This window comes from Streptomyces sp. NPDC093260, from assembly GCF_040683715.1.
Taxonomy (GTDB): Bacteria; Actinomycetota; Actinomycetes; order Streptomycetales; family Streptomycetaceae; genus Streptomyces; species Streptomyces sennicomposti.
Genome location: NZ_JBFBEK010000021.1, coordinates 39,486 through 57,557, shown reverse-complemented (window position 1 = coordinate 57,557; position 18,072 = coordinate 39,486). Strand labels below are relative to the sequence as shown.

18 protein-coding genes are annotated in these 18,072 nt (G+C 71.9%); 8 read left to right on the top strand and 10 right to left on the bottom strand.

Translation table 11 applies throughout. The annotated features are described in order from the left end of the window. Positions 1–43: 43 nt before the first annotated feature. The 6 genes from AB0N63_RS24895 to AB0N63_RS24870 all read right to left on the bottom strand — a co-directional run bounded on the left by AB0N63_RS24895 (position 44) and on the right by AB0N63_RS24870 (position 4,951). Positions 44–1,177, bottom strand: a complete 1,134-nt coding sequence (locus AB0N63_RS24895; RefSeq protein WP_365531608.1) for an epoxide hydrolase family protein — start codon at positions 1,175–1,177, stop codon at positions 44–46. 189 nt (positions 1,178–1,366) lie between these two features. Beyond that, positions 1,367–1,612: a hypothetical protein gene (locus AB0N63_RS24890; RefSeq protein ID WP_365531606.1), complete on the bottom strand. Its 246-nt coding sequence runs from the start codon at positions 1,610–1,612 to the stop codon at positions 1,367–1,369. Next, a complete protein-coding gene (locus tag AB0N63_RS24885) occupies positions 1,609–2,127 on the bottom strand; it encodes a TetR family transcriptional regulator (RefSeq protein WP_365531603.1) in 519 nt (172 codons plus the stop codon). Before AB0N63_RS24885 ends, AB0N63_RS24890 begins: the two co-directional genes overlap by 4 nt. 158 nt (positions 2,128–2,285) lie before the next feature. After that, positions 2,286–3,053 (bottom strand): SDR family oxidoreductase, encoded by a 768-nt coding sequence (locus AB0N63_RS24880; RefSeq protein ID WP_365531601.1) that lies wholly within the window; start codon positions 3,051–3,053, stop codon positions 2,286–2,288. A gap of 82 nt (positions 3,054–3,135) precedes the next feature. Further along, positions 3,136–4,572, bottom strand: coding sequence for an MFS transporter (locus AB0N63_RS24875; RefSeq protein WP_365531598.1), 1,437 nt, complete (start codon positions 4,570–4,572; stop codon positions 3,136–3,138). A 91-nt stretch (positions 4,573–4,663) separates the two neighbouring features. Then, positions 4,664–4,951 carry an Atu4866 domain-containing protein gene (locus tag AB0N63_RS24870; RefSeq protein WP_365531596.1) on the bottom strand — a complete coding sequence of 96 codons (288 nt, stop codon included), beginning with the start codon at positions 4,949–4,951 and terminating at the stop codon, positions 4,664–4,666. Positions 4,952–5,309: 358 nt separating this feature from the next. On the opposite strand from AB0N63_RS24870, the gene AB0N63_RS24865 reads away from it, so the two are divergent. Beyond that, positions 5,310–6,161: a helix-turn-helix transcriptional regulator gene (locus AB0N63_RS24865; protein WP_365531594.1), complete on the top strand. Its 852-nt coding sequence runs from the start codon at positions 5,310–5,312 to the stop codon at positions 6,159–6,161. A 488-nt stretch (positions 6,162–6,649) separates the two neighbouring features. Here AB0N63_RS24865 and AB0N63_RS24860 read toward each other — a convergent pair whose 3' ends face one another. Further along, positions 6,650–7,288: a TetR/AcrR family transcriptional regulator gene (locus tag AB0N63_RS24860; protein WP_365531758.1), complete on the bottom strand. Its 639-nt coding sequence runs from the start codon at positions 7,286–7,288 to the stop codon at positions 6,650–6,652. Between the two features lie 68 nt (positions 7,289–7,356). Here AB0N63_RS24860 and AB0N63_RS24855 point away from each other — a divergent pair, with 68 nt between their 5' ends. Next, the gene (locus AB0N63_RS24855) at positions 7,357–7,779 is read left to right on the top strand and encodes a hypothetical protein (protein ID WP_365531592.1); all 423 of its coding nucleotides are present in this window, start codon (positions 7,357–7,359) and stop codon (positions 7,777–7,779) included. Positions 7,780–7,930: 151 nt separating this feature from the next. Here AB0N63_RS24855 and AB0N63_RS24850 read toward each other — a convergent pair whose 3' ends face one another. From AB0N63_RS24850 to AB0N63_RS24840, 3 genes are all read right to left on the bottom strand, one after another. After that, positions 7,931–8,869, bottom strand: a complete 939-nt coding sequence (locus AB0N63_RS24850; RefSeq protein WP_365531755.1) for an NAD(P)-dependent oxidoreductase — start codon at positions 8,867–8,869, stop codon at positions 7,931–7,933. A gap of 735 nt (positions 8,870–9,604) precedes the next feature. After that, a complete protein-coding gene (locus AB0N63_RS24845; RefSeq protein ID WP_365531590.1) occupies positions 9,605–10,570 on the bottom strand; it encodes an amidohydrolase family protein in 966 nt (321 codons plus the stop codon). Beyond that, positions 10,570–11,187, bottom strand: coding sequence for an NAD(P)H-binding protein (locus AB0N63_RS24840; protein ID WP_365531588.1), 618 nt, complete (start codon positions 11,185–11,187; stop codon positions 10,570–10,572). The genes AB0N63_RS24845 and AB0N63_RS24840 overlap by 1 nt, the downstream gene beginning before the upstream one ends. Positions 11,188–11,342: 155 nt before the next feature. Between AB0N63_RS24840 and AB0N63_RS24835 the strand changes: the two genes are divergently transcribed. From AB0N63_RS24835 to AB0N63_RS24810, 6 genes are all read left to right on the top strand, one after another. Further along, positions 11,343–12,038, top strand: a complete 696-nt coding sequence (locus AB0N63_RS24835) for a TetR/AcrR family transcriptional regulator (protein ID WP_365531586.1) — start codon at positions 11,343–11,345, stop codon at positions 12,036–12,038. A gap of 762 nt (positions 12,039–12,800) precedes the next feature. Beyond that, entirely contained in the window at positions 12,801–13,517 is a 717-nt protein-coding gene (locus AB0N63_RS24830; protein WP_365531584.1) for a DUF4232 domain-containing protein, read from the top strand. A 329-nt stretch (positions 13,518–13,846) separates the two neighbouring features. After that, a complete protein-coding gene (locus AB0N63_RS24825; protein WP_365531582.1) occupies positions 13,847–14,983 on the top strand; it encodes a sensor histidine kinase in 1,137 nt (378 codons plus the stop codon). Then, positions 14,980–15,639: a response regulator transcription factor gene (locus AB0N63_RS24820; RefSeq protein ID WP_365531580.1), complete on the top strand. Its 660-nt coding sequence runs from the start codon at positions 14,980–14,982 to the stop codon at positions 15,637–15,639. Before AB0N63_RS24825 ends, AB0N63_RS24820 begins: the two co-directional genes overlap by 4 nt. Positions 15,640–15,748: 109 nt before the next feature. Next, a complete protein-coding gene (locus AB0N63_RS24815) occupies positions 15,749–16,387 on the top strand; it encodes a GPP34 family phosphoprotein (protein WP_365531578.1) in 639 nt (212 codons plus the stop codon). A gap of 15 nt (positions 16,388–16,402) precedes the next feature. Then, positions 16,403–17,980: a carboxylesterase family protein gene (locus AB0N63_RS24810; RefSeq protein ID WP_365531576.1), complete on the top strand. Its 1,578-nt coding sequence runs from the start codon at positions 16,403–16,405 to the stop codon at positions 17,978–17,980. The last annotated feature ends 92 nt before the right edge of the window (positions 17,981–18,072 follow it).

Here is an 18,072-nt window from a genome sequence, read left to right as displayed (position 1 = left end):
CACGTCGGCGTGGTGCACGAGAAGCGGGAGAGCGAAACACTCCCTACCGGAGGTCACGGAAGAACGCGGTGATGTCGTCGGCGAGCAAGGCCGGTTCCTCGTGCGCGGCGAAGTGGCCGCCGCGGGGCATACGGGTGTAGCGCGTGAGGTGGTAGGTGCGCTCGACCCAGCTCCGGGGCGGTTGGGCGAGGTCCGCGGGGAACAGGGCGAGGGCGGTGGGGACGTCGACCCGCCGCACGCGCCGGGTGAGCTGGTGCGCGTACTCGTAGTACGGGCGGAAGGACGTGGAGATCGTGCCGGTGAACCAGTAGAGCGATGCCTGGGTGAGGAGGAAGTCGTCGCCGAAGCGGGTGGACAGGTCGCCGCCGCAGTCGGTCCACGCGCGGTACTTCTCAAGGATCCAGGAGAGCAGTCCGGCGGGCGAGTCGTTCAGTGCGGGTGCGAGGGTGAGGGGACGGGTGTTCTGCTGGTGCATGTAGCCGCCCTCCTCCGCCTGCCAGGCCGCGGCGGACGCGAGGTGGGCCTTCTCCTCAGGTGTGAGCGAGGCTGGGTCGTACTCGGCCGGGGCCGCCGCGGCGAGCAGATGGATGCCGACGACGGCCTCGGGGTGGGCCTCGGCGAGCCGTGAGGTGACGCCGGCGCCCAGGTCTCCGCCGTGGGCCGCGTAGCGTCGGAAGCCCAAGTGGTCGTGCATCAGCTGGTGCCAGAGGTCATGGGTCTGTTCGGCGTCGGTGAGGACGGGGCGCTGTGGCGAGAAGATGAAGCCGGGCAGGGAGGGGACGATGACGGTGAAGGCGCTGCCGGCGTCTCCTCCGTGGCGGGAGGGGGCGGCGAGTCGTTCGGCGAGCGCGGTGAGTTCCATGACGGTGCTCGGCCAGCCGTGGGTGAGCACGATCGGCAGGGCGTCGGGGTGTTCGGCGTCGTAGCGCAGGTAGTGCACTCGCGTGCCGCCGATGTCGGCGAAATGGGAGGGCAGTGCGTTGACGGCGGCTTCGTGGGTGCGCCACGTGTAGTCGGTGGCCCAGTACGTGACGAGGCGGCGGAGTTCGGCTGCGTCGGTACCCGCCTGCCAGCCGTCGACCGGCCAGGGCTCGGACCAGCGGGTGGCGCGCAGCCGGGTGCGGAGGTCTTCCAGGCCGGCGTCGGTGACCTCGATGACGGGTGCGCTGGTCGGCACGGGTGCTCCTTCGTGTGCGTGATGTGCAGGGGTACGGCGGCGGCGCCGTTCGCCTTCTGCGTGACTCACGTGAGTGGTCCTCCCGGCGCCCGCGAGGGTGGGGGCGGCGACCACGTTCAGGGCCGGGGACGGGTGTGCGTTCATCGGTACCGGGGCGTCGACGCGACGGAGGCTGTGTCGATCGCCTCCTCACACGCGCCCCGCGGGGTGTCCCTCGGGGCCCGCGAGAGTGAGGGACGCGGCCATGACGGCGGCTACCACCAGCAACGCCGGTGCGAGGCCGGTCCGGTCGGCGAGGGCGCCGAGCAGGGGCGGGCCGCAGACGAAGCCGCAGTACCCGATCGAAGTGATGACGCCGACGAAGACGAGGCAGGTCGACCGTACGGCGCTCGCGGTCTCGCGTGCGTACGAGCCTGCCGCGGCGCGGGGGGTCACTTACTCGGTCCGGCGGCCGGGCCGAGCGTCTGCACGAGGGCCGCCCGGGTCACCTCGGGCGGTTCCTGGTCGGTGGAGAGCAGTGTGTGCATGATCATTCCTTCCAGGAGGGCGTCGAGGCGGGCGGCGGCCTCGGGCCCGGTGAAGCGGGCCAGCACCGCCCGGCTGGAGCTGGTCCACCGCTGGGTCAGTGCGCGCAGCGCGGGATCGCGCAGCGCCGCCAGGTGCAGTTCGAAGCCGAGGACCGCGCTGTGGTGCCGGGACGGGCCTCCTCGGACCACCGTCACCAGGGCGTCGATCAGGTCTTCGCGCGAGGTCACCTCGGTGAACAGGGCCTCGTACTCGACGGTGCGCTGTTCGACGTACCGGGCGAACGCCTGCGTACACAGTTCGCTCAGGCTGGAGAAGTGATAGGTGACGGAGCCCAGCGGCACGTCGGCACGGGCGGCCACCTTGCGGTGCGTGATCCCGGCGACCCCGTCTTCGACGAGCACTTCCAGCGCGGCGTCGAGCACACGCTCCCGACGGCGCGGATCGTGCCGGCGTGTGCGTCGCCCGTCACCGCACGCCGCGCCTTGTTCTCCGGGTGTCTCCTTCGCCTGCACAAGAACAAACGTACACGATGTAAGGAACAGATGTTCTTATTCCGGTCGACGGGTGGCCGGGCGGTGGATCAGGCCGCGGTGAAGCCGCCGTCCGCAGCGAGTACGGCGCCGGTGACGAACGCGGATCGCGGGGACACCAGAAAGCACAGGACTTCCGCGATCTCGCGGGGCTGCGCCACCCTGCCCAGGGGGTGGGCGTTCCCGAAGGACGCGAGATAGGAGCGGCTGTCGGGGCGGAAGGTGTCGAGGAAGTCGGTCTCGACGACGCCCGCGGCGACGAGGTTCGCGCGGATGCCCAGGGGGCCGCCCTCCAGTGCGAGCACCTTGGTCAGCTGGGCGAGCGCACCCTTCGACGCGCTGTAGGCGACCCCCTCGGGCAGGCCCACGGCGGACGCGTAGGAGCCGGTACTGACGATGGCGCCGCCCCCGCGCTCCTCCATGGCCCGGAAGGCTTCGCGGGCGAAGAAGAAAGCGCCACGGGCGTTGACGTCCATCACGCTGTCCCAGTCCTCGGCCGTGGTGCGTGTGACGGGCTTGTTCAGGGTGCGTCCGGCGTTGTTGACCAGGATGTCCAGTCCGCCGAAGGCGTCGACGGCGGACCCGACCGCGCGGGCGGCGGTCTCTTCCGCGGTGACATCGCCGGTCACGGTCACGATCCCCGGAAACTCCCCTGCCAGCGAGGTCAGTTCGGGGCGCATGTCGAGGGCGACGACGTGGGCGCCCCGGGCATGGAGGAGAGCCACGGTCTCCTTGCCGATGCCGCGTGCGGCACCGGTGACGAGGGCGGTCCTTCCAGCGAACTCGGCAGCTTCGACGGACAGGGTCGTGGAGGTCATGCGGGTACTCCTTGAGGGGGTCGTGGTCGGGTGTCGGTGCCCGGCGGCGGATGGCTTCGTGGTGGGGCGGAGGGCCACTGCGTCAGTGGTTCCGGCTGTCGGCCCGGTGCCGGACGAGCAGGGCGGCGCCCAGACCGGCGAGTACGGCGGCGACGATGACGGCAGTGCCACGGGTGTAGCCCGCCAGAGGGTCGGAGCGGTCCACCTGCTGTTCGGCTTCGACGACCGCGGTGACGAGGGCGAGGACGACGGCACCGCCGATCTGCATGAAGGTGTTGAGCAAGGCTCCCGCCAACCCTTGGTCCCGGTCGGGCACCCCGGCCACCGCACTCATGTTCAGCGCGGGGAACGTCGCGGCGGTGCCGACCCCGTTGACGACCATGACAGGCAGGATCACCGTGAGAAATGGGCTGCCGGGGCCGATCCGGAAGAACAGCGCGTAGGACAGCGCGAGGAGCAGCATCCCGGCGGCGATCGTCCTGTGCACGCCGAACCGGGCGGCGAGCCGCCCCGCGAACGGCGCCAGCGCACCGTTGGCGAGGCCCAGCGGGACGAAGGCGCCGGCCGTCTGCAACGGCGTCCAGCCCAGCACGTTCTGCAGATAGAGCGTCGCGAGGAACGCGAACGACGTGTAGGCGCCCCACATCGCGAAGATCGTCAGGTTGGTGCGCGCGGTCGCACGCCGAGTGAGGAAGGACAACGGGACCAACGGCTTGCGTGAGCGGGACTCGACGCGGAGGAACAGGGCGAGCAGGCAGGCCGTGGCAGCGAAGAGGACCAGAGTGCGGGCGGACAGCCAGCCGTGCGCCGGAGCCTGCGTGAGGGCGTAGACCAGGAGGATCAGAGCTCCGGTGGCCGTCAGTGCACCGGGAACGTCGAGCTTCCCGCGGGCGCTGTCCCGGCGGTCCGCCGGGAGCAGGCGCAGCCCCGCGAGCAGTGCCGCCACGGCGATGGGCACCGGAAGCGCGAAGACGAGCCGCCACGACACTTCGGTCAGTGCCCCGCCGAGAACGAGCCCTCCGGTGAAGCCGCAGGCACCGGCGGTGGCGTACCACCCCAGAGCACGGCCTCGACGGGGGCCCTCCGGCCAGTTGGTGGTGATCAGGGAAAGGGCCGCCGGGGCCAGGAAGCCCGCGGCGATCCCCTTCACCAGCCGCGCCACGACCAGCAGGCCACCGGTCGGAGCGAGCGCGCCCAGCACACTCACCACGCCGAAGACGGCGACCGCGGTCAAAAAGGCGCGGCGTCGGCCGAACAGATCAGCGACCCGGCCGCCCAGGAGAAGAAACCCGCCGTAGCCAAGGGCGTAGGCGGACACGACCCACTGCAGGGAGCCCGACGCCATGTGGAGGTCACGCTGGATCGCGGGCAGTGCCACACCCACGTCGGACAGGTCGATCGCGTCCATGAAATGAGCCGCGCACAGCACCAGCAGGGCTGGCGTGCCAGGTATCGGCTGGATCTTCGCGACGGCCCCGGTTTCGCCGGCGGCGGTGGCGATTCCGTCGGTCTGTCTCATTGGTCTGCGTTCCTCCGGTGGCGGTCGAGTGGAACAGGGCCCGCGCCGCGCCCGACTCCGTGGGCGTTGGAAACGACGTCGCCGAGCCTGCTCATGAGGGCTTCTGCGCCCGGTCCTCGCGGTAGAGCACGAGGTGCTCGTGGTAGAGCACGCCGTCCCGGATGTCGCCCGTGGCGGTGAAGCCGGTGTCGTCGACGTAGTCGAGGTGGCTACCGGTCACCGTGTACCGGCCGGTGTACGCGCTGCGCCGGTCTCCCCGGGCCTCGTCGTAGCGCCCGTCCGGCAGCAGCTCTTGCCGGATGTGACCGTCCGCGGTCACCCACATGCCGACCACGTCGGCGTTCCCGGGACCGCGCTCGCTCCGTGCATCGCCTGTCATCAAGACTCCCTTCTCAGTGGGGCACCGGTGCCGTGCCCGACCGATTCTGCGCAGGTCAGCGCGGTGGTACCAGGGTGCTCTCTGCCTGGGTGCGGCACACCCAGGCAGAGAGCAGCCACCGGCCAGGGTCTTTCGTCTGGATCAGGCCGGACCAGGGAGCGGGGTCCGGTGAGGGGGCGCCCTCCCACGCCGTTCAGGCAGTGGGGGAACCTCGTGAGGCGGAGGAGGGCGTCATGGCGGAGCCATGGCGACCGACGACAACGCGGCGTGGGGGTCCCCCCTGCTCGAAGAGCTTGGAGGAACGGTGCCAGACCCCGCGAGCCCGGCACTCCGAACGAGAGGCCCTAGCCTGGAGGCCATGGACGACAACCACCTCGGGGAGTTCCTCCGCGCGCGCCGCGCCGGCCTGCGGCCACAGGACGTCAACATGGCCGGTCACGGGGTGCGCAGGGTCACCGGACTGCGCCGGGAGGAGGTCGCCGTCCTGGCCGGAGTCAACGCCGACTACTACACCCGGCTCGAGCAGGGCAGAGAACGTCACCCCTCGTCACAGGTGCTGGACGCGCTCAGCCGTGCCCTGCTGCTCGACACGGACGCCCACGACCACCTACACCGTCTTGCCGGGGTGTCGCCGGACGGCCGGGGTTCCCTGCACACCAGTGGGCAGGTCAGTCCCGCGCTGCGCCAGCTGATGGACGGCTACCCGCACACTCCGGCGTTCGTCATGAGCCGCGCCCTCGACCTCCTGGCCGCCAACGCCCTGGCCGACGCGCTCTACGCCCCCTTCACCCCCGCGGACAACCTGGCCCGCATGACCTTCCTCGATCCGGCCGGACGGCAGTTCCACCGAGACTGGGACCGGGCCGCCGAGGCGACTGTCGCCAACCTGCGCCAGGCGAGCGGCTTCGATCCCGAGCACCCGCGTCTGCGCCACCTCGTGGACACCCTGGCCGAGCACAGCGCGGAATTCCGGCGGTTGTGGGCGCAGCACACCGTGCGCGGCAAAACCCAGGACGCCAAGCAATTCCTCCACCCGGCCGTCGGACCTCTGTCCCTCACCTACCAGTCCTTCGACGTCCGCGATGCGCCGGGCCAGCAACTGGTCATCTACCACGCCGAACCGGCCAGCCCCTCCGCCCACGCCCTGACCCTCCTCGGCGCCCTGCACGCCAGCGAGAAGCGAGCCCCGTCCGGCTCAGCCGCGCAGTGAGTCCCGCAGCCCGCCCCGCGTCTTCCCGAGAACGAGGGCTGGCACCCCCGATCCAGTGCAGCTCGGGCGTGCCCTGGCCGGTGCCTGGTCCGCCGGGGCCCGGCATTCTCCCGGTCGCCGCCTGCGGTGGGTACCGCGGGGATGAGCAGGGCGACGGCGGCCGAGACCACGGCCGCGCCGCAACCGATGAGCCGACCGGTGCGGAAGTCGTTCTCGGAGCGGTCGTCCACGCGCGCTCGGCCGGGTACCGCGCGCCGGCCGGCGCCAACGAGCGCCAGGTCACCATCTCGGAGGGGGCAGGGCCGACGTGACGAGTGCATCTCGCCCCGAGGTGGTGTGACGTCCAGTGGTTGGCCCATCCCATGGTCGAGCCGAAGGCAGTCCCGACCTTGCGAGGCATCTCGTCGCACGTCTCGCTCGATCCCGGGCATTCGATGCGGTCCCGATCAGCCTGGGGGAGCGGCTCCCTCTGTTTGTCTCCACGGTCGTCAGGGCTGGTCAGCCCGCCGAGTGGCCTCATCGTGATCGATGAGGGACATCCCGGATGCCAGAGCGTGGGCGACATCGGCGAAGTACTGCTCGTCGGCATGAGGGGCAAGACCGAGCGGGACGCCCTGGCTGAGACCGACGAACAGTGCCCTGAGCGCGGTGATCAGGCGTCGGGCCTGTTGTGACGTCACGACGCTTCCGTTGTGCGACCTTCCGGTGAACAGCGCGATCAGATGGTTCTCCTGCGCCCGGACGGACGTGGCGAGCCGGGACCCGAGGTCGGGGTCATGCAGGGCCATGTCCAGCAAGGTGATCTGGAGTGACAGGCCGGACAGCGCATCCGGGGCGGCGCAACTGCGCCAGTAGTAGCGGGCGAAGGCGTCGACCGCTTCCAGCAGGTCAAGTCCAGCGGGAACCGCCTGCTCGATCTCCTCGTAGTACGGCCGCAGGTAGTCGGCGACCAGGGCGACCACCAGGCCGTTCTTGCTCCCGAACAGTGAGTAGATGGCGCCGGTGGTCAGGTCGGCGCGTTCGGCGATCTCCTCAAGCTTGGCCCGGTACCCGTCCCGGGAAACGACCTGGAACGCGGCGTCCAGCAAGGCGCTGCGGTTGCGTTCCCTGGCTTCCGCTCTCGTCATCCTCATAATTTGATTATTACCGTAATCTTGTTACGGAACCGGCGAGGCGATCTTTGAGGAGGACACTCATGACCCAGGTCGTGGCGTCGCGGGTGACCCGCCAGACGGCGGGGGCCATCGCCGATGGAGCCTTCAAGGTGGTGCTCGCCGCTGTCTGCATCGCCGGCGCCGCCCCACTCGGCCGGTTACTCGGCACGCCGACCTGGCTGATGGTCGTCTCAGGCGTGGCCTTGCTGATCGGCGGCGGCATCGAGATCGGATACACGCGCAGCCGGTCGACGCGCACCTACACGCAGCTCATGATCGCCTACGACAGCGGTTGGGTGCTGACGGCCCTGGCCGGCCTCCTGATGGCGCGGCAGGGCAGCACCGCCGGGGGTGAGGTCTGGATGGGGTATCAGACGGCCGCCCCGATCCTGTTCGCCGCACTGCTCATCGCCGCTGCCCCCGTGCGCATGACCTCGGGCGTTCAGCGCGACGCCTCGGGTTGAGCGAGACGGCGTGCCCGCCTCGCGTGAGGCAGCCCAGGCCAGGCACTCACGCTGCCTCACCTTGAGCGAGACCGGACAACCCGTCCGGATCGAATGGCTGCCGCCGCCCCGGCCCGAACGGTGACCAGGGCCCAGACCGGTACCGGACCGGTCAGGGGCGCAGCTGGGTACCGGCGGCCTCCTCCAACAGGGCTACGGCAAGGAGTTCGCCCTCCACAGGCCCGAAGCGCTCCAGGGCCAGCCGGTGGATGCGCAACACTGTGTCGGCCATCTCGTGCGGGGTGCCGAGGTCCCGGGCCTCGTCGGTGATGACCTTGAGCTGGTCGTGGATGCGGTCGAGCCCGTAGGAGCGAAGGTAGTCACCGGCGAACAGAGCCGGCAGGTCCCGGCGGATGAAGTCGCTCGCCGCCGCGCTGCCGGCCAGCGTGTCGCGCAGGGCAGCGAGGTCGATGCCCGCTCGGCGTCCGAGCAACAGGGCCTCGGCGGTCGCCGTGGCCTGCCCGAACCAGAGGAGGTTGACGAGGAGTTTCGTCGTGTAGCCGGTTCCCGGGCCGCCCATGTGGCGGATCCGGTCCGATGTCGCCACCGCCTCCAACAGTGGCCTGCACCGGTCGAGGACTTCAGGGGAACTGCCCACGAACAGCCGCAGGCGCCCGTGTTCGGCGTCGTCCGGGCTGCCGCCCATGGGCGCTTCGAGGACATCGACGCCGTGGGCCCCGGCTCGTTCCCGCAGCTCACGCGCGGCTGCGGGGGCGTTGCTCGTCATGTCGATCCACACCGCCCCAGGGGCCAGGGCGGCGAACACGGCATCCGGAAGAGCTGCCGCAGCCTCATCGGGCCCGGGAACCACGGTGACCAGTACATCCGCCCCGGCTGCGGCGGTCGTGACGGAGGGCGCCCAGTGCGCGCCCAACGAGCGGACCGCTTCTTCGCGTTCGGGACGCAGATCGGAGACGGTCACCGTGTGGCCCGCCGAAACGAAGCGTCCACACAGAGGTGTCCCCATTCGGCCGGCGCCGACGAGGGCTATGCGCGAGGGCAAGGAATCACCGCCATGGCAGTCGTGTGTCTGTCGTTTCCTCCGGCGCACCCGGAAGACCGCCGCAGTCCGGTCGCTTGGAGACACTATGGATCACCTGGGCACACTGCGGTCATCCTATGAGCCGGCAACGCGACCACGATCACGGACCTCCTCGCTGCTTTCCTGCCTCGGTGCCCTCGGCGGATCAGCGGGCCCCTCCCGAGGCTGGGGCCGGACGCCGTCGTCGCCCTGTACGGATCGGCCGCTGACTGCCGACCGAGTGCCCCGCGGGAGTCGTGCCCGGCGTCGGGCTATCCGGTCGGCCCGCTGTGCCGGGCACGTCGACACGGCGTTCGCCCGATCTGCTCCACTCCCCAGCTCCGCCGACCCACTGCCGCGGGTCGGACCGGCAGCACAGGCGCTTTGCGTTCCCGGAGATCGTCGGGAACAGGATCAACGGACACCCCGCAGACCCTGGCCAGATCACCGTCAACCGCCGGCACGCCGATCCCATGCTGAAACGATCAGTCAGGACAACGGCTGTTCCCAGGTGGCCGGTTCGACTGTCGACGACGCTGGTGGTCAATGCAGTGAGGCCGGCCTCGATCTGCGGGTCGTCGTCTTCTCGGCCGGCTTCTTCGCTGTCGACGGGAACGCCGCTGACGCCCACCCCGCGCGGCTCGACACCTGCCGTCACCACTGCGGAAACACCGCACCCGCAGGCGAGCCACCCGCGGGCCGCGTCCCCCGGGCCTCGCGGGACAGACCAGCTGAGCGCGCCCGGCGGTTGGCCCCTGAAGACGGTCAAAGGCGTAGGAGCCGGCGGGCGTTGCCGGAGGCGATCTTCCGCTTGTCGGCGTCCGGGAGGCGGGTCCGTTCGAGGGCGGTCACGGCCGCACGTGTCCTCTCGTAGGGGTAGTCGACGGCGAACAGCACGCTGTCCGCGCCGAGCACGTGCACGAGTGCTTCGATCACCGCCGGGGACAGCACACCGCTGGTCGTGGCGAGCACGTTCGTCCCGAAGTACTCGGACGGCTTGCGCCGCAGCGGGTGCGGCACGGTGAGGGTCGCGTAGCGCGAGTCGAAGCGGGAGAGCTGGAAGGGGAGGAACTCGCCGGCGTGCCCGAGGATCATCGTCGCCTCCGGATGCCGGTCGAACACCCCGGACATGACCACGCGCATGGCGTGCCCGCCGGTGGCGGCCTGCCAGCTCCACAACGCGCCGTCCAGCTCGGGATGGGCGTCGAGGACGCGCCAGCGGTCCGCGGGCGGCATGCCGGGGTGCAGGTACAGCGGTACGCCGAGTTCGCTCAGCACCGCCCAGACCCGGTCGAACGCGGGGTCGTCGAGGTACCGGCCCTGGATGTGGTCGTTGACGAGTGCTCCCTTGAACCCGAGGCGTTCGACGGTTCGGCGCAGCTCCGTGACGGCGGCGGCCGGGTCCTGGAGCGGGAGCGCCGCGAAGGCGGCGAACCGGCCAGGGTGGGCGTCGACGATCTCGGCGAGGTGGTCGTTGACGTACCGGGCGTTGTCCACCGCACGGGCCGGATCGGTTTCCGCCTCGATGCCCGGGACGGTGAGGGAGAGCACCTGTACGGCGATGCCGTTGGCGTCCATGTCGGGCAGCCGCAACCGCGTGACGTCGGGCAGCCGGGCGGCCATGTCCGCAAGGAAGGCCGGTTCGATGTTGTCCGGCACCGGCGTCGGCGGCCGCCGGTCTGTCAGGCCCGGGATCGCGATGGCCTCCTCTACGGCGACGTACCCGCGCATCAGGCGCGTCCCACCGGGACGAGGATCCCCGCTGCGCGGGTCGGCCGCTCGGCCTCGTCGAGCATCAGCGCCGCGACGGTGGCCCGGGAGGCGTGCGGCGGCAGGACGGGCTTCGCGTAGTCCTCCAGCGGGATGTTGCGGCGCCTGGTGCTGACGCCGCCGGCCCACAGGTCGGGGGCGTGGAAGACGGTCGCGCCGCTGTCGAGGGCGATCGAGTCCGCGGCGGCCTTCTCCGCCAGTTCCTCGCCGACGAAGGCCTTCATGACCCACTGGTAGATCCCGCCGCCGGCGCCGACGGAGGAGCCGGAGCCGAGCGCGCCGAGCCACAGGGTGCGCACCGGGACGTCGGCGAGGACGCTCGCGCCGGCGACGAGCGTTCCCCCGCCGTCGCCCTTGCCGATGCCGAGGGCGGAGACGACCACGTCGACGTCCGTCAGGTCCGGGAACGCGGCGGGGGCGGTGACGTCGGCCTGGCGGATCTCCACGGTCGGCTGCCCGGGCGCCGGGCGGGCCCCCGGTCGGCGGACCAGCGCGACGACCTCGTGCCCGCGCTGAAGGGCCTGTTCGACGACGAGGCGGCCGACCCTGCCGGTCGCCCCGAGTACGGCGATGCGCATGCTTCCTCCCACATAACTGAACACCCGTTGGTTATGTAAGTGAACAAGTGTTGGTAACCGATGTCAAGGCAGGGGGTCAAAGGCGAGGGAGCTGGAGACGGGCACGCGGCCGGCGGTACAGTGAACGACTGTTGCCGAACGCCCGGAGTACGCCTGTGAGCAGCAAGGAAGCCGCCCCCCGCCGACGGAACCCACGGGGCCAGGGGCAGGTCCTCAAGGCCGAACTGGTGGAGGCGGCCGCCCGGCTGCTGGCCACGCTCGAACGGCCCGAGACGCTCACCCTCCGACAGGTCGCCCGCGAGGTCGGTGTCGCCCCCGCGAGCATCTACGGGCACTTCCCCGACCTCGGCGCGCTCGTCCAGCACGTGCTGCGGCTGCGCTACGACGAACTCGCCGCGGTGATGCGCACGGCCGCGGACGGCACCGAGGGGCCCCTGGCCGACCTGGTCGCCCGGTGCGCCGCCTACGTGCACTGGGGAGTCGATCACCCCGGGCCGTACCGCACGCTCTTCGGCGGTGGGATGCCCGCCGAACTGGTGCCCACGAACGCCCACGGCGCGGGAGAGGAACTGCTCGGATCCGTCGTCGCTTCGCTGGCCGGTGCCCGGCAGGACCAGCCTGAACACCAGGACCGTCACGAACACCGGGACCGTCGCGGCCCCGAGCAGGACTGGCAGGCCGGCCTGCTGCTCTGGACCGCCCTGCACGGCCTGGTCGCGCTGTACAACGCGCACGGGAACATGCCCTGGCCCGACCTGACCGACCTCATCGCGCAGACCCTCGCCCTGCACACCGGAAGGCCCGTCGACGAGATCGTGGAGCTCGCCCGGACGGCGAACCGCCCCACGTAAGCGGCTCACGCCGGCAACTCCGCACGGCCCCGATCGATCCAGGACCCAGCAGACGGGCCCGTGCCAGGTCGTGCCCACGACCGTCCCGTCCGAAGGGACGCGGCCACCTTCCCAGCGTCGTCCTCGTCAGCTCCTGCGCGTCCGGGGCGCACAGTGGACGCGGAAGGACGGCGGCCGGGACGCCGGCGGTGAAGCTGTGATGGCCGACACCACGAGGTCGGGACCTCACGTCGACCTACCAGGGGATGGAGCCGACCGCCGAGCCCGGGCTCTCCCCGCTCATCTGCACCGCGGAGCCCGGTCCGCCCAGCCAGAAGCGCCTGCGCGCCCGCAACGGCTCGCGAACCTGCCAGCGTCGCCGGCCTCTGGTGCGGCTCCAGCACCGCGCGGTGCTCCGCACGCGTGAGGCGCCCACGCGATGTGCGCCACCGGCGGCGGGAACATCAGGTCGACGCCGGGCCAGGGCGTCCGCGTGTTCTCGGTCCTCGGCGACCTGCTGTGGGCGACGAGCCCGCCAAGACGGACGCTCTGTGCTGAACACGACCGGTTCAGTCGAGTTCCGGCAGCCGCGCCATGCCGGTTCACCGGGTTCGCCCCGTTTCGTACAAGGGGTTGTCACGGATCATCAACTCGCCTGTCACAGCGCCATCTTGATTCGACCCGCGTCGCAACGGCCCGCCCGGAAGCAGGCATCCCCAAAAGCGAACGACAGCGGCTCGCCAGTCCGAGCGGGCCGGACAAGACCACTTCGCAGGAGCGCACATGCGTGTCAAGAAGATCTCCGCCCTCGCCGTGATCGTCGCCGCGGCCGGCCTCTCGCTGACCGCGTGCGGTGGCAGCGGCGGTTCGAGCACGGCCGCGCAGAGCAGCACGGGGACTTCCGCGAGCAGTTCCGCAGGCGGCCAGGGCACCACCGGCGCCTCCTCCGGCACCTCCAGCGACACCGACGGCGGCACGGGAACCACCACCAGCGGCCGGAAGGACACCGGCACCGGATCCGGCACCAGCGGCGGCACGGGGAAGAAGGCCGCCGCCCGGACGGGGACCACCGCGTCGGGCGCCCCGTGCAAGACCGAGCACCTCGGCTTCAGCGCCGCCCCCGCCGGAGTCAAGAACGAGATCGTCGTCAACCTGAAGAACACCGGCTCCACCACCTGCAGCATGCACGGCTTCCCCGGCGTCCAGCTCCTCGGCCCCGACGGCCTGGGCGACGAAGGCCCCGACGCCGCCCGCACCGACACCACCGCACCCGCCGTCACCATCGCCCCCGGCGAGGAGACCCGCTTCCTCCTCCACTACATCCCCGACACCAGCGGCTCCGGCAAGACCTACACCAGGCTCGCCGTCACCCCGCCCAACGAAACCGTCTTCGACGTCATGAACCTCGACGGCCTGAAGATCACCGTCCCCGCCACCGCCGGCAACGCCCCCGACGTCTACGTCGACCCCGTCGGTTACCACACCGGCACCGGCAAGTGACTCCGGCGTCAGCCGGCGGGGCCACGGCACGTGTGCCGACGCCGAGGGTCCGCAGCGGGGCCGGGGTCGCCGCCGAGTACACGGGTCGGACACCGCCTGCCCCGTGCTGGGTCCGCCGACTACACCGTGGGCTGCCCGGTCCAGCCGAGCGGCGGAACCCCGGGTCAGTGCTTCACGGACGACACCCATCACCACCACGTCCACCGCGGCCACCACACATGAGCAGTCAGCGCGCGACCTGGCACTCCGGCAACACGGCCTGCGCTTCGCCCTCTCACCCCGCTGGATAGGGTCGTGCCGTGGATCGCAGCAGGAGAGCGCAGGAGCGCGTGCCAACCGCGCAAGCCGGGGGTGAGCTGCCGCCCCGGACGGCGCGGGCGCTGTGGTGGGGGTCGGCCGTCCTGGTACTCGGCGTCCTCGGCACGTCGGTGCTCGTCGCCGGTGCGGAGCACGGCAGTCGACTGCCCGCGGCCGTGGCGCTGGTCCTCGCCCAGGCCGGCGCCCTGAGGTGGCAGGCGCGTGTCCCGCTCGCCGTACTGGCCGTGAACACGGTGACGGGCATCGCGGTGTGGGCGCTGCTGCCCGCGGTGACCCTGACGGGTGCGCTGCTCGCGGCGCAGATCACCCTGTGCGTGCTGTCGGCGACCAGGCCGCGGCGGGTGTCGGCGCTCGCGCTAGCCGCGATGTGCCTGCCGGCGGCGCCGGCGTGGGCGGCGGGCGGCTCCGCGGGCCTGACCGTCTACCTGCTGACGGTGGTCCTGGCGTGGACCGCGGGGCAGTGGCGTGGGGCGCAGCAGGAACGGACGAGGGCGGAGATGCGCCGCGCCGTGGTGGAGGAGCGGGCGCGCATCGCGCGCGAGGTGCACGACGTGGTGGCGCACACCCTGTCGGTGATGGTGGTGCAGGCGGGCGCCGCGGACGACGTGTTCGCCGAACGGCCCGATCAGGCACGTCAGGCGCTGCGGGCCATCGAGGCGGGTGCCCGGTCCGCGCTGGGCGAGCTGCGTCAGATGCTCCGGGCGTTCCGGCCCGAGGCCGGCGAGGACCTTCCGGAGGAGCGCACGCCGGGGCCCACGCTCGCGCGTCTGGACGACCTGGTGGAGAGCGTGCGGGCGACCGGGATGACCGTACACGTGCACACGGAGGGCGCCACGGACGGACTGCCGGCATCGGTGGACCTGGCGGCGTACCGGATCGTCCAGGAGGCCCTCACCAACACGCTGCGCCACGCGGTCGGCGCTGACGAGGTGAGCGTACGGGTGACGGGCGACAGGGAGTGCGTGAGGATCACCGTGGTCGACAACGGGCGTACGGCGAGGAGTCCTGAGGCCGCGCCCAAAGTGGGCCGCGGCCTGGTGGGGATGAAGGAGCGCGCGCGGCTCGTCGGCGGCAGCGTGCACGCCGGTCCGCTGCACGCAGGCGGGTTCAAAGTGACGGCGCTGCTGCCGGTGGAGGGCGCGTCATGACCCTGCGGGTGGTGGTGGCCGACGACCAGGCCATGGTCCGAACCGGGTTCCGCATGATCATCGACGCCCGTGACGACCTGGAGGTGGTCGGTGAGGCGTCCGACGGACGGGAGGCGGTGCGGCTGACGCGGGAACTGGTCCCCGACGTGGTGCTCATGGACGTGCGCATGCCCGTAGTCGACGGCATCGAGGCGACCCGGCAGATCGCGGCGAGCGGCGTCCGCACCCGCGTCCTGGTCCTGACCACGTGGGACGTCGACGCGCACGTGGTGGCCGCCCTGCGGGCCGGGGCGAGCGGCTTCCTGCTGAAGGACATCCGCCCGGGAGAGCTCGTGGACGCGATCCGTCTCACCGCGCGCGGCGACGCGCTGCTGGCACCGGCCGTCCTCAGCCGCGTCCTCGACCGGTTCCTGCGCACCACGTCCGATCCGGCCCCGCCGCCTCCCCTCGCGGGCCTCTCCGTCCGCGAGCGGGAGGTGCTCACCCTGATCGGGCAGGCGTTGTCGAACGCGGAGATCGCCGAGCGGTTGCACCTGTCGGAGGCCACCGTGAAGAACCACGTCACAGCGGTGCTGCGCAAGCTGAACCTGCGCGACCGGGTGCAGGCCGTCGTCGCCGCCTACGACCACGGCCTCGCCCGGCCACGCCGACCCTGACCGCCTCCTCCTCGAGGAGGAGCCCGAGCCGCACTCCTCCCACGGTCCCAGCGCCGGCCCCCTCCTGCGGCCGATGCCCGGGCGGGGCGCCCGGCCCTAGCGTCGAGGTGTGACCGACGACCTGGCCTGCGCGATGTACCTGCTCGCCCACGACGAGACAGCCGAGGGCCCCTACGACCGCTCGCGGACCGCCCTGCTGGTCCGTGCCGCCGCCGTGACCGACCTCGCGGTGCGCGGCCGGCTGGAGGAGGACCGCGGCACGGTCACCGTGTCCGGCACGGCGCCGACCGGCAGTCCCGTCCTCGACCGTGTCCTGCGCGACGCCGCCGCCGGACACAGCTGGAAGCACCTCCTGCGCCGCCACCGCAAGCGGACCCTGACGGACGTGGAGGACCGGCTGGCCTCGACCGGACTCCTGGGCGTGACCGCGCCCCGCACCCGCTTCGGCGCACGCCGGCTGACCGTGACGGATCCCGCCGTGACCGCCGCGCTCCGCGCACGCGTGTCCGCGGCACTGCACGGGAACGGCCCCGTGCGGGAACTCCCCGCCGCCGACGCCGCGCTGCTGGCGCTGGCCGCTGCGGGTGGGGTCCGAGCGGTCGTCTCCCGCCGGGACAGGAAAGCGTTCCGGAGCCGGGTCGACGCCTGCACGGGCGCCCTTGCCGCCCTCGCTCCCGGCTTGGAGCAGGCCGTACGCGCACTGCCGACGACCATGATCGCCGCACAGGGCGGTATGGGCGGCGGCTGACCGAAGGGGACACCGATGACCATCCACCGCGTCCTGACCATGCTGGGGTGCGCCCTGACGGCCGTCCTCGCGACGGCCTGGTCCGCAGCGCCACCCGACCGACCCGACCGACCCGACCCACCGGCGACGGTACGCACCCACGACGGAGTGGTGCGAGGTGCCGTCCGCGACGGCTACCGCACCTTCGACGGCATCCCCTACGCGGCGCCGCCCATCGGCCGGTTGCGCTGGGCACCACCGCACCCGGCGGCTCACTGGTCCGGCGTGCGGGACACGACCCGGCCCGCGAGCGCCTGCCCGCAGCCGCCCGGCGAGGTGCCCGGTGGCAGCACCGACGAGGACTGTCTCCACCTGAACGTCACGACACCGCACGGCGCCACGCCGGGACGCCCGCGGCCGGTCGTCGTGTGGCTGCACGGCGGCGGCTTCACCACCGGGGCCGGCAGCTCGTACGACGCCCATCGCATGGCGACCCGCGGCGACGTCGTGGTCGTCACCGTCGACTACCGCCTCGGAGCCCTTGGTTTCCTCGCGCACCACGGCCTGCCCGGCTCCGGCACCTTCGGCCTGGCCGACCAGCAGGCGGCCCTGCGCTGGGTGCGCACCGAGATCTCCGCCTTCGGCGGCGACGCGCGCGACGTGACGCTGGCCGGGGAGTCGGCGGGCGGCTACAGCGTCTGCGCCCAGCTCGCCTCACCTGCCGCGGCGGGGCTGTTCGACCGGGCGATCATCCAGAGCGGTCCTTGCACGGGGCGCCCGGACCTGCCTTTCGCCCCGTCGTCCGTCCCCCTGTCCTCGGCGCGCGCGGCGGGCACGGACTTCGCGGCGAAGGCCGGCTGCGGCGCCGTCCGTGACGTCATGGCCTGCCTGCGGCGCGTGGACGTCTCCCGGCTCCTCACGGCCCAGAGCGCCGAACAACAGCCCGCGTATGCCACGCCGTTGCTGCCGAGCGACCCCGCAGCGGCCGTCGCCGCCGGCCGCTTCCACCGTGTCCCCGTGCTGCTCGGCCACAACCACGACGAGGGCAACGGGTGGGCCGCCGGGATCATCCAGGCCGGTTATCCCGTCACTCCGCAGAGCTGGCCCGACGTCGCGGTCGCCTTCTTCCCCGCGCCGGGGAAGGCGCGGGCGATCGTGCGCGCGTACCCGGTGCACCGCACCGACGGCGGGCCGGTGTTCGGCGCGGTGATCGGCGACGCGGACTTCGCCTGCCCGACGGCACGCACCGGCGACCTGCTCGCCGCACATGTGCCCGTCTGGCGCTACGAGTTCGCCGACGAGCACGCCCCACCGCTCACCCCGGGCACACCACCGTTCCCGCTCGGCGCACCGCACGCGAGCGAACTGCCGTACCTCTTCGACCTCGGCGGCCGCCCCCGCGAGATGACGGCGTCACAGCATCGGCTGGCCGACACGCTGATCGACTACTGGACCGGCTTCGTCCGCACCGGCGACCCGAACGGACCGTCGTCGCCGCGCTGGCCCCGGCAGACCGTGCTCTCACTGGCGCCGGACCACATCGCCCCGACGTGGACCGTGGAGGCGCGCCATCACTGTGCGTTCTGGAACGCTCTTGAACGATCGAGGACCTGACCCGTGGTCATCCAGCACAGGCACGACCGCGGCCTCCTGCGGGCACACGGCCGCGGCGACCGGAAGCAGCGTGATCGCGTGATCGAAAAGGG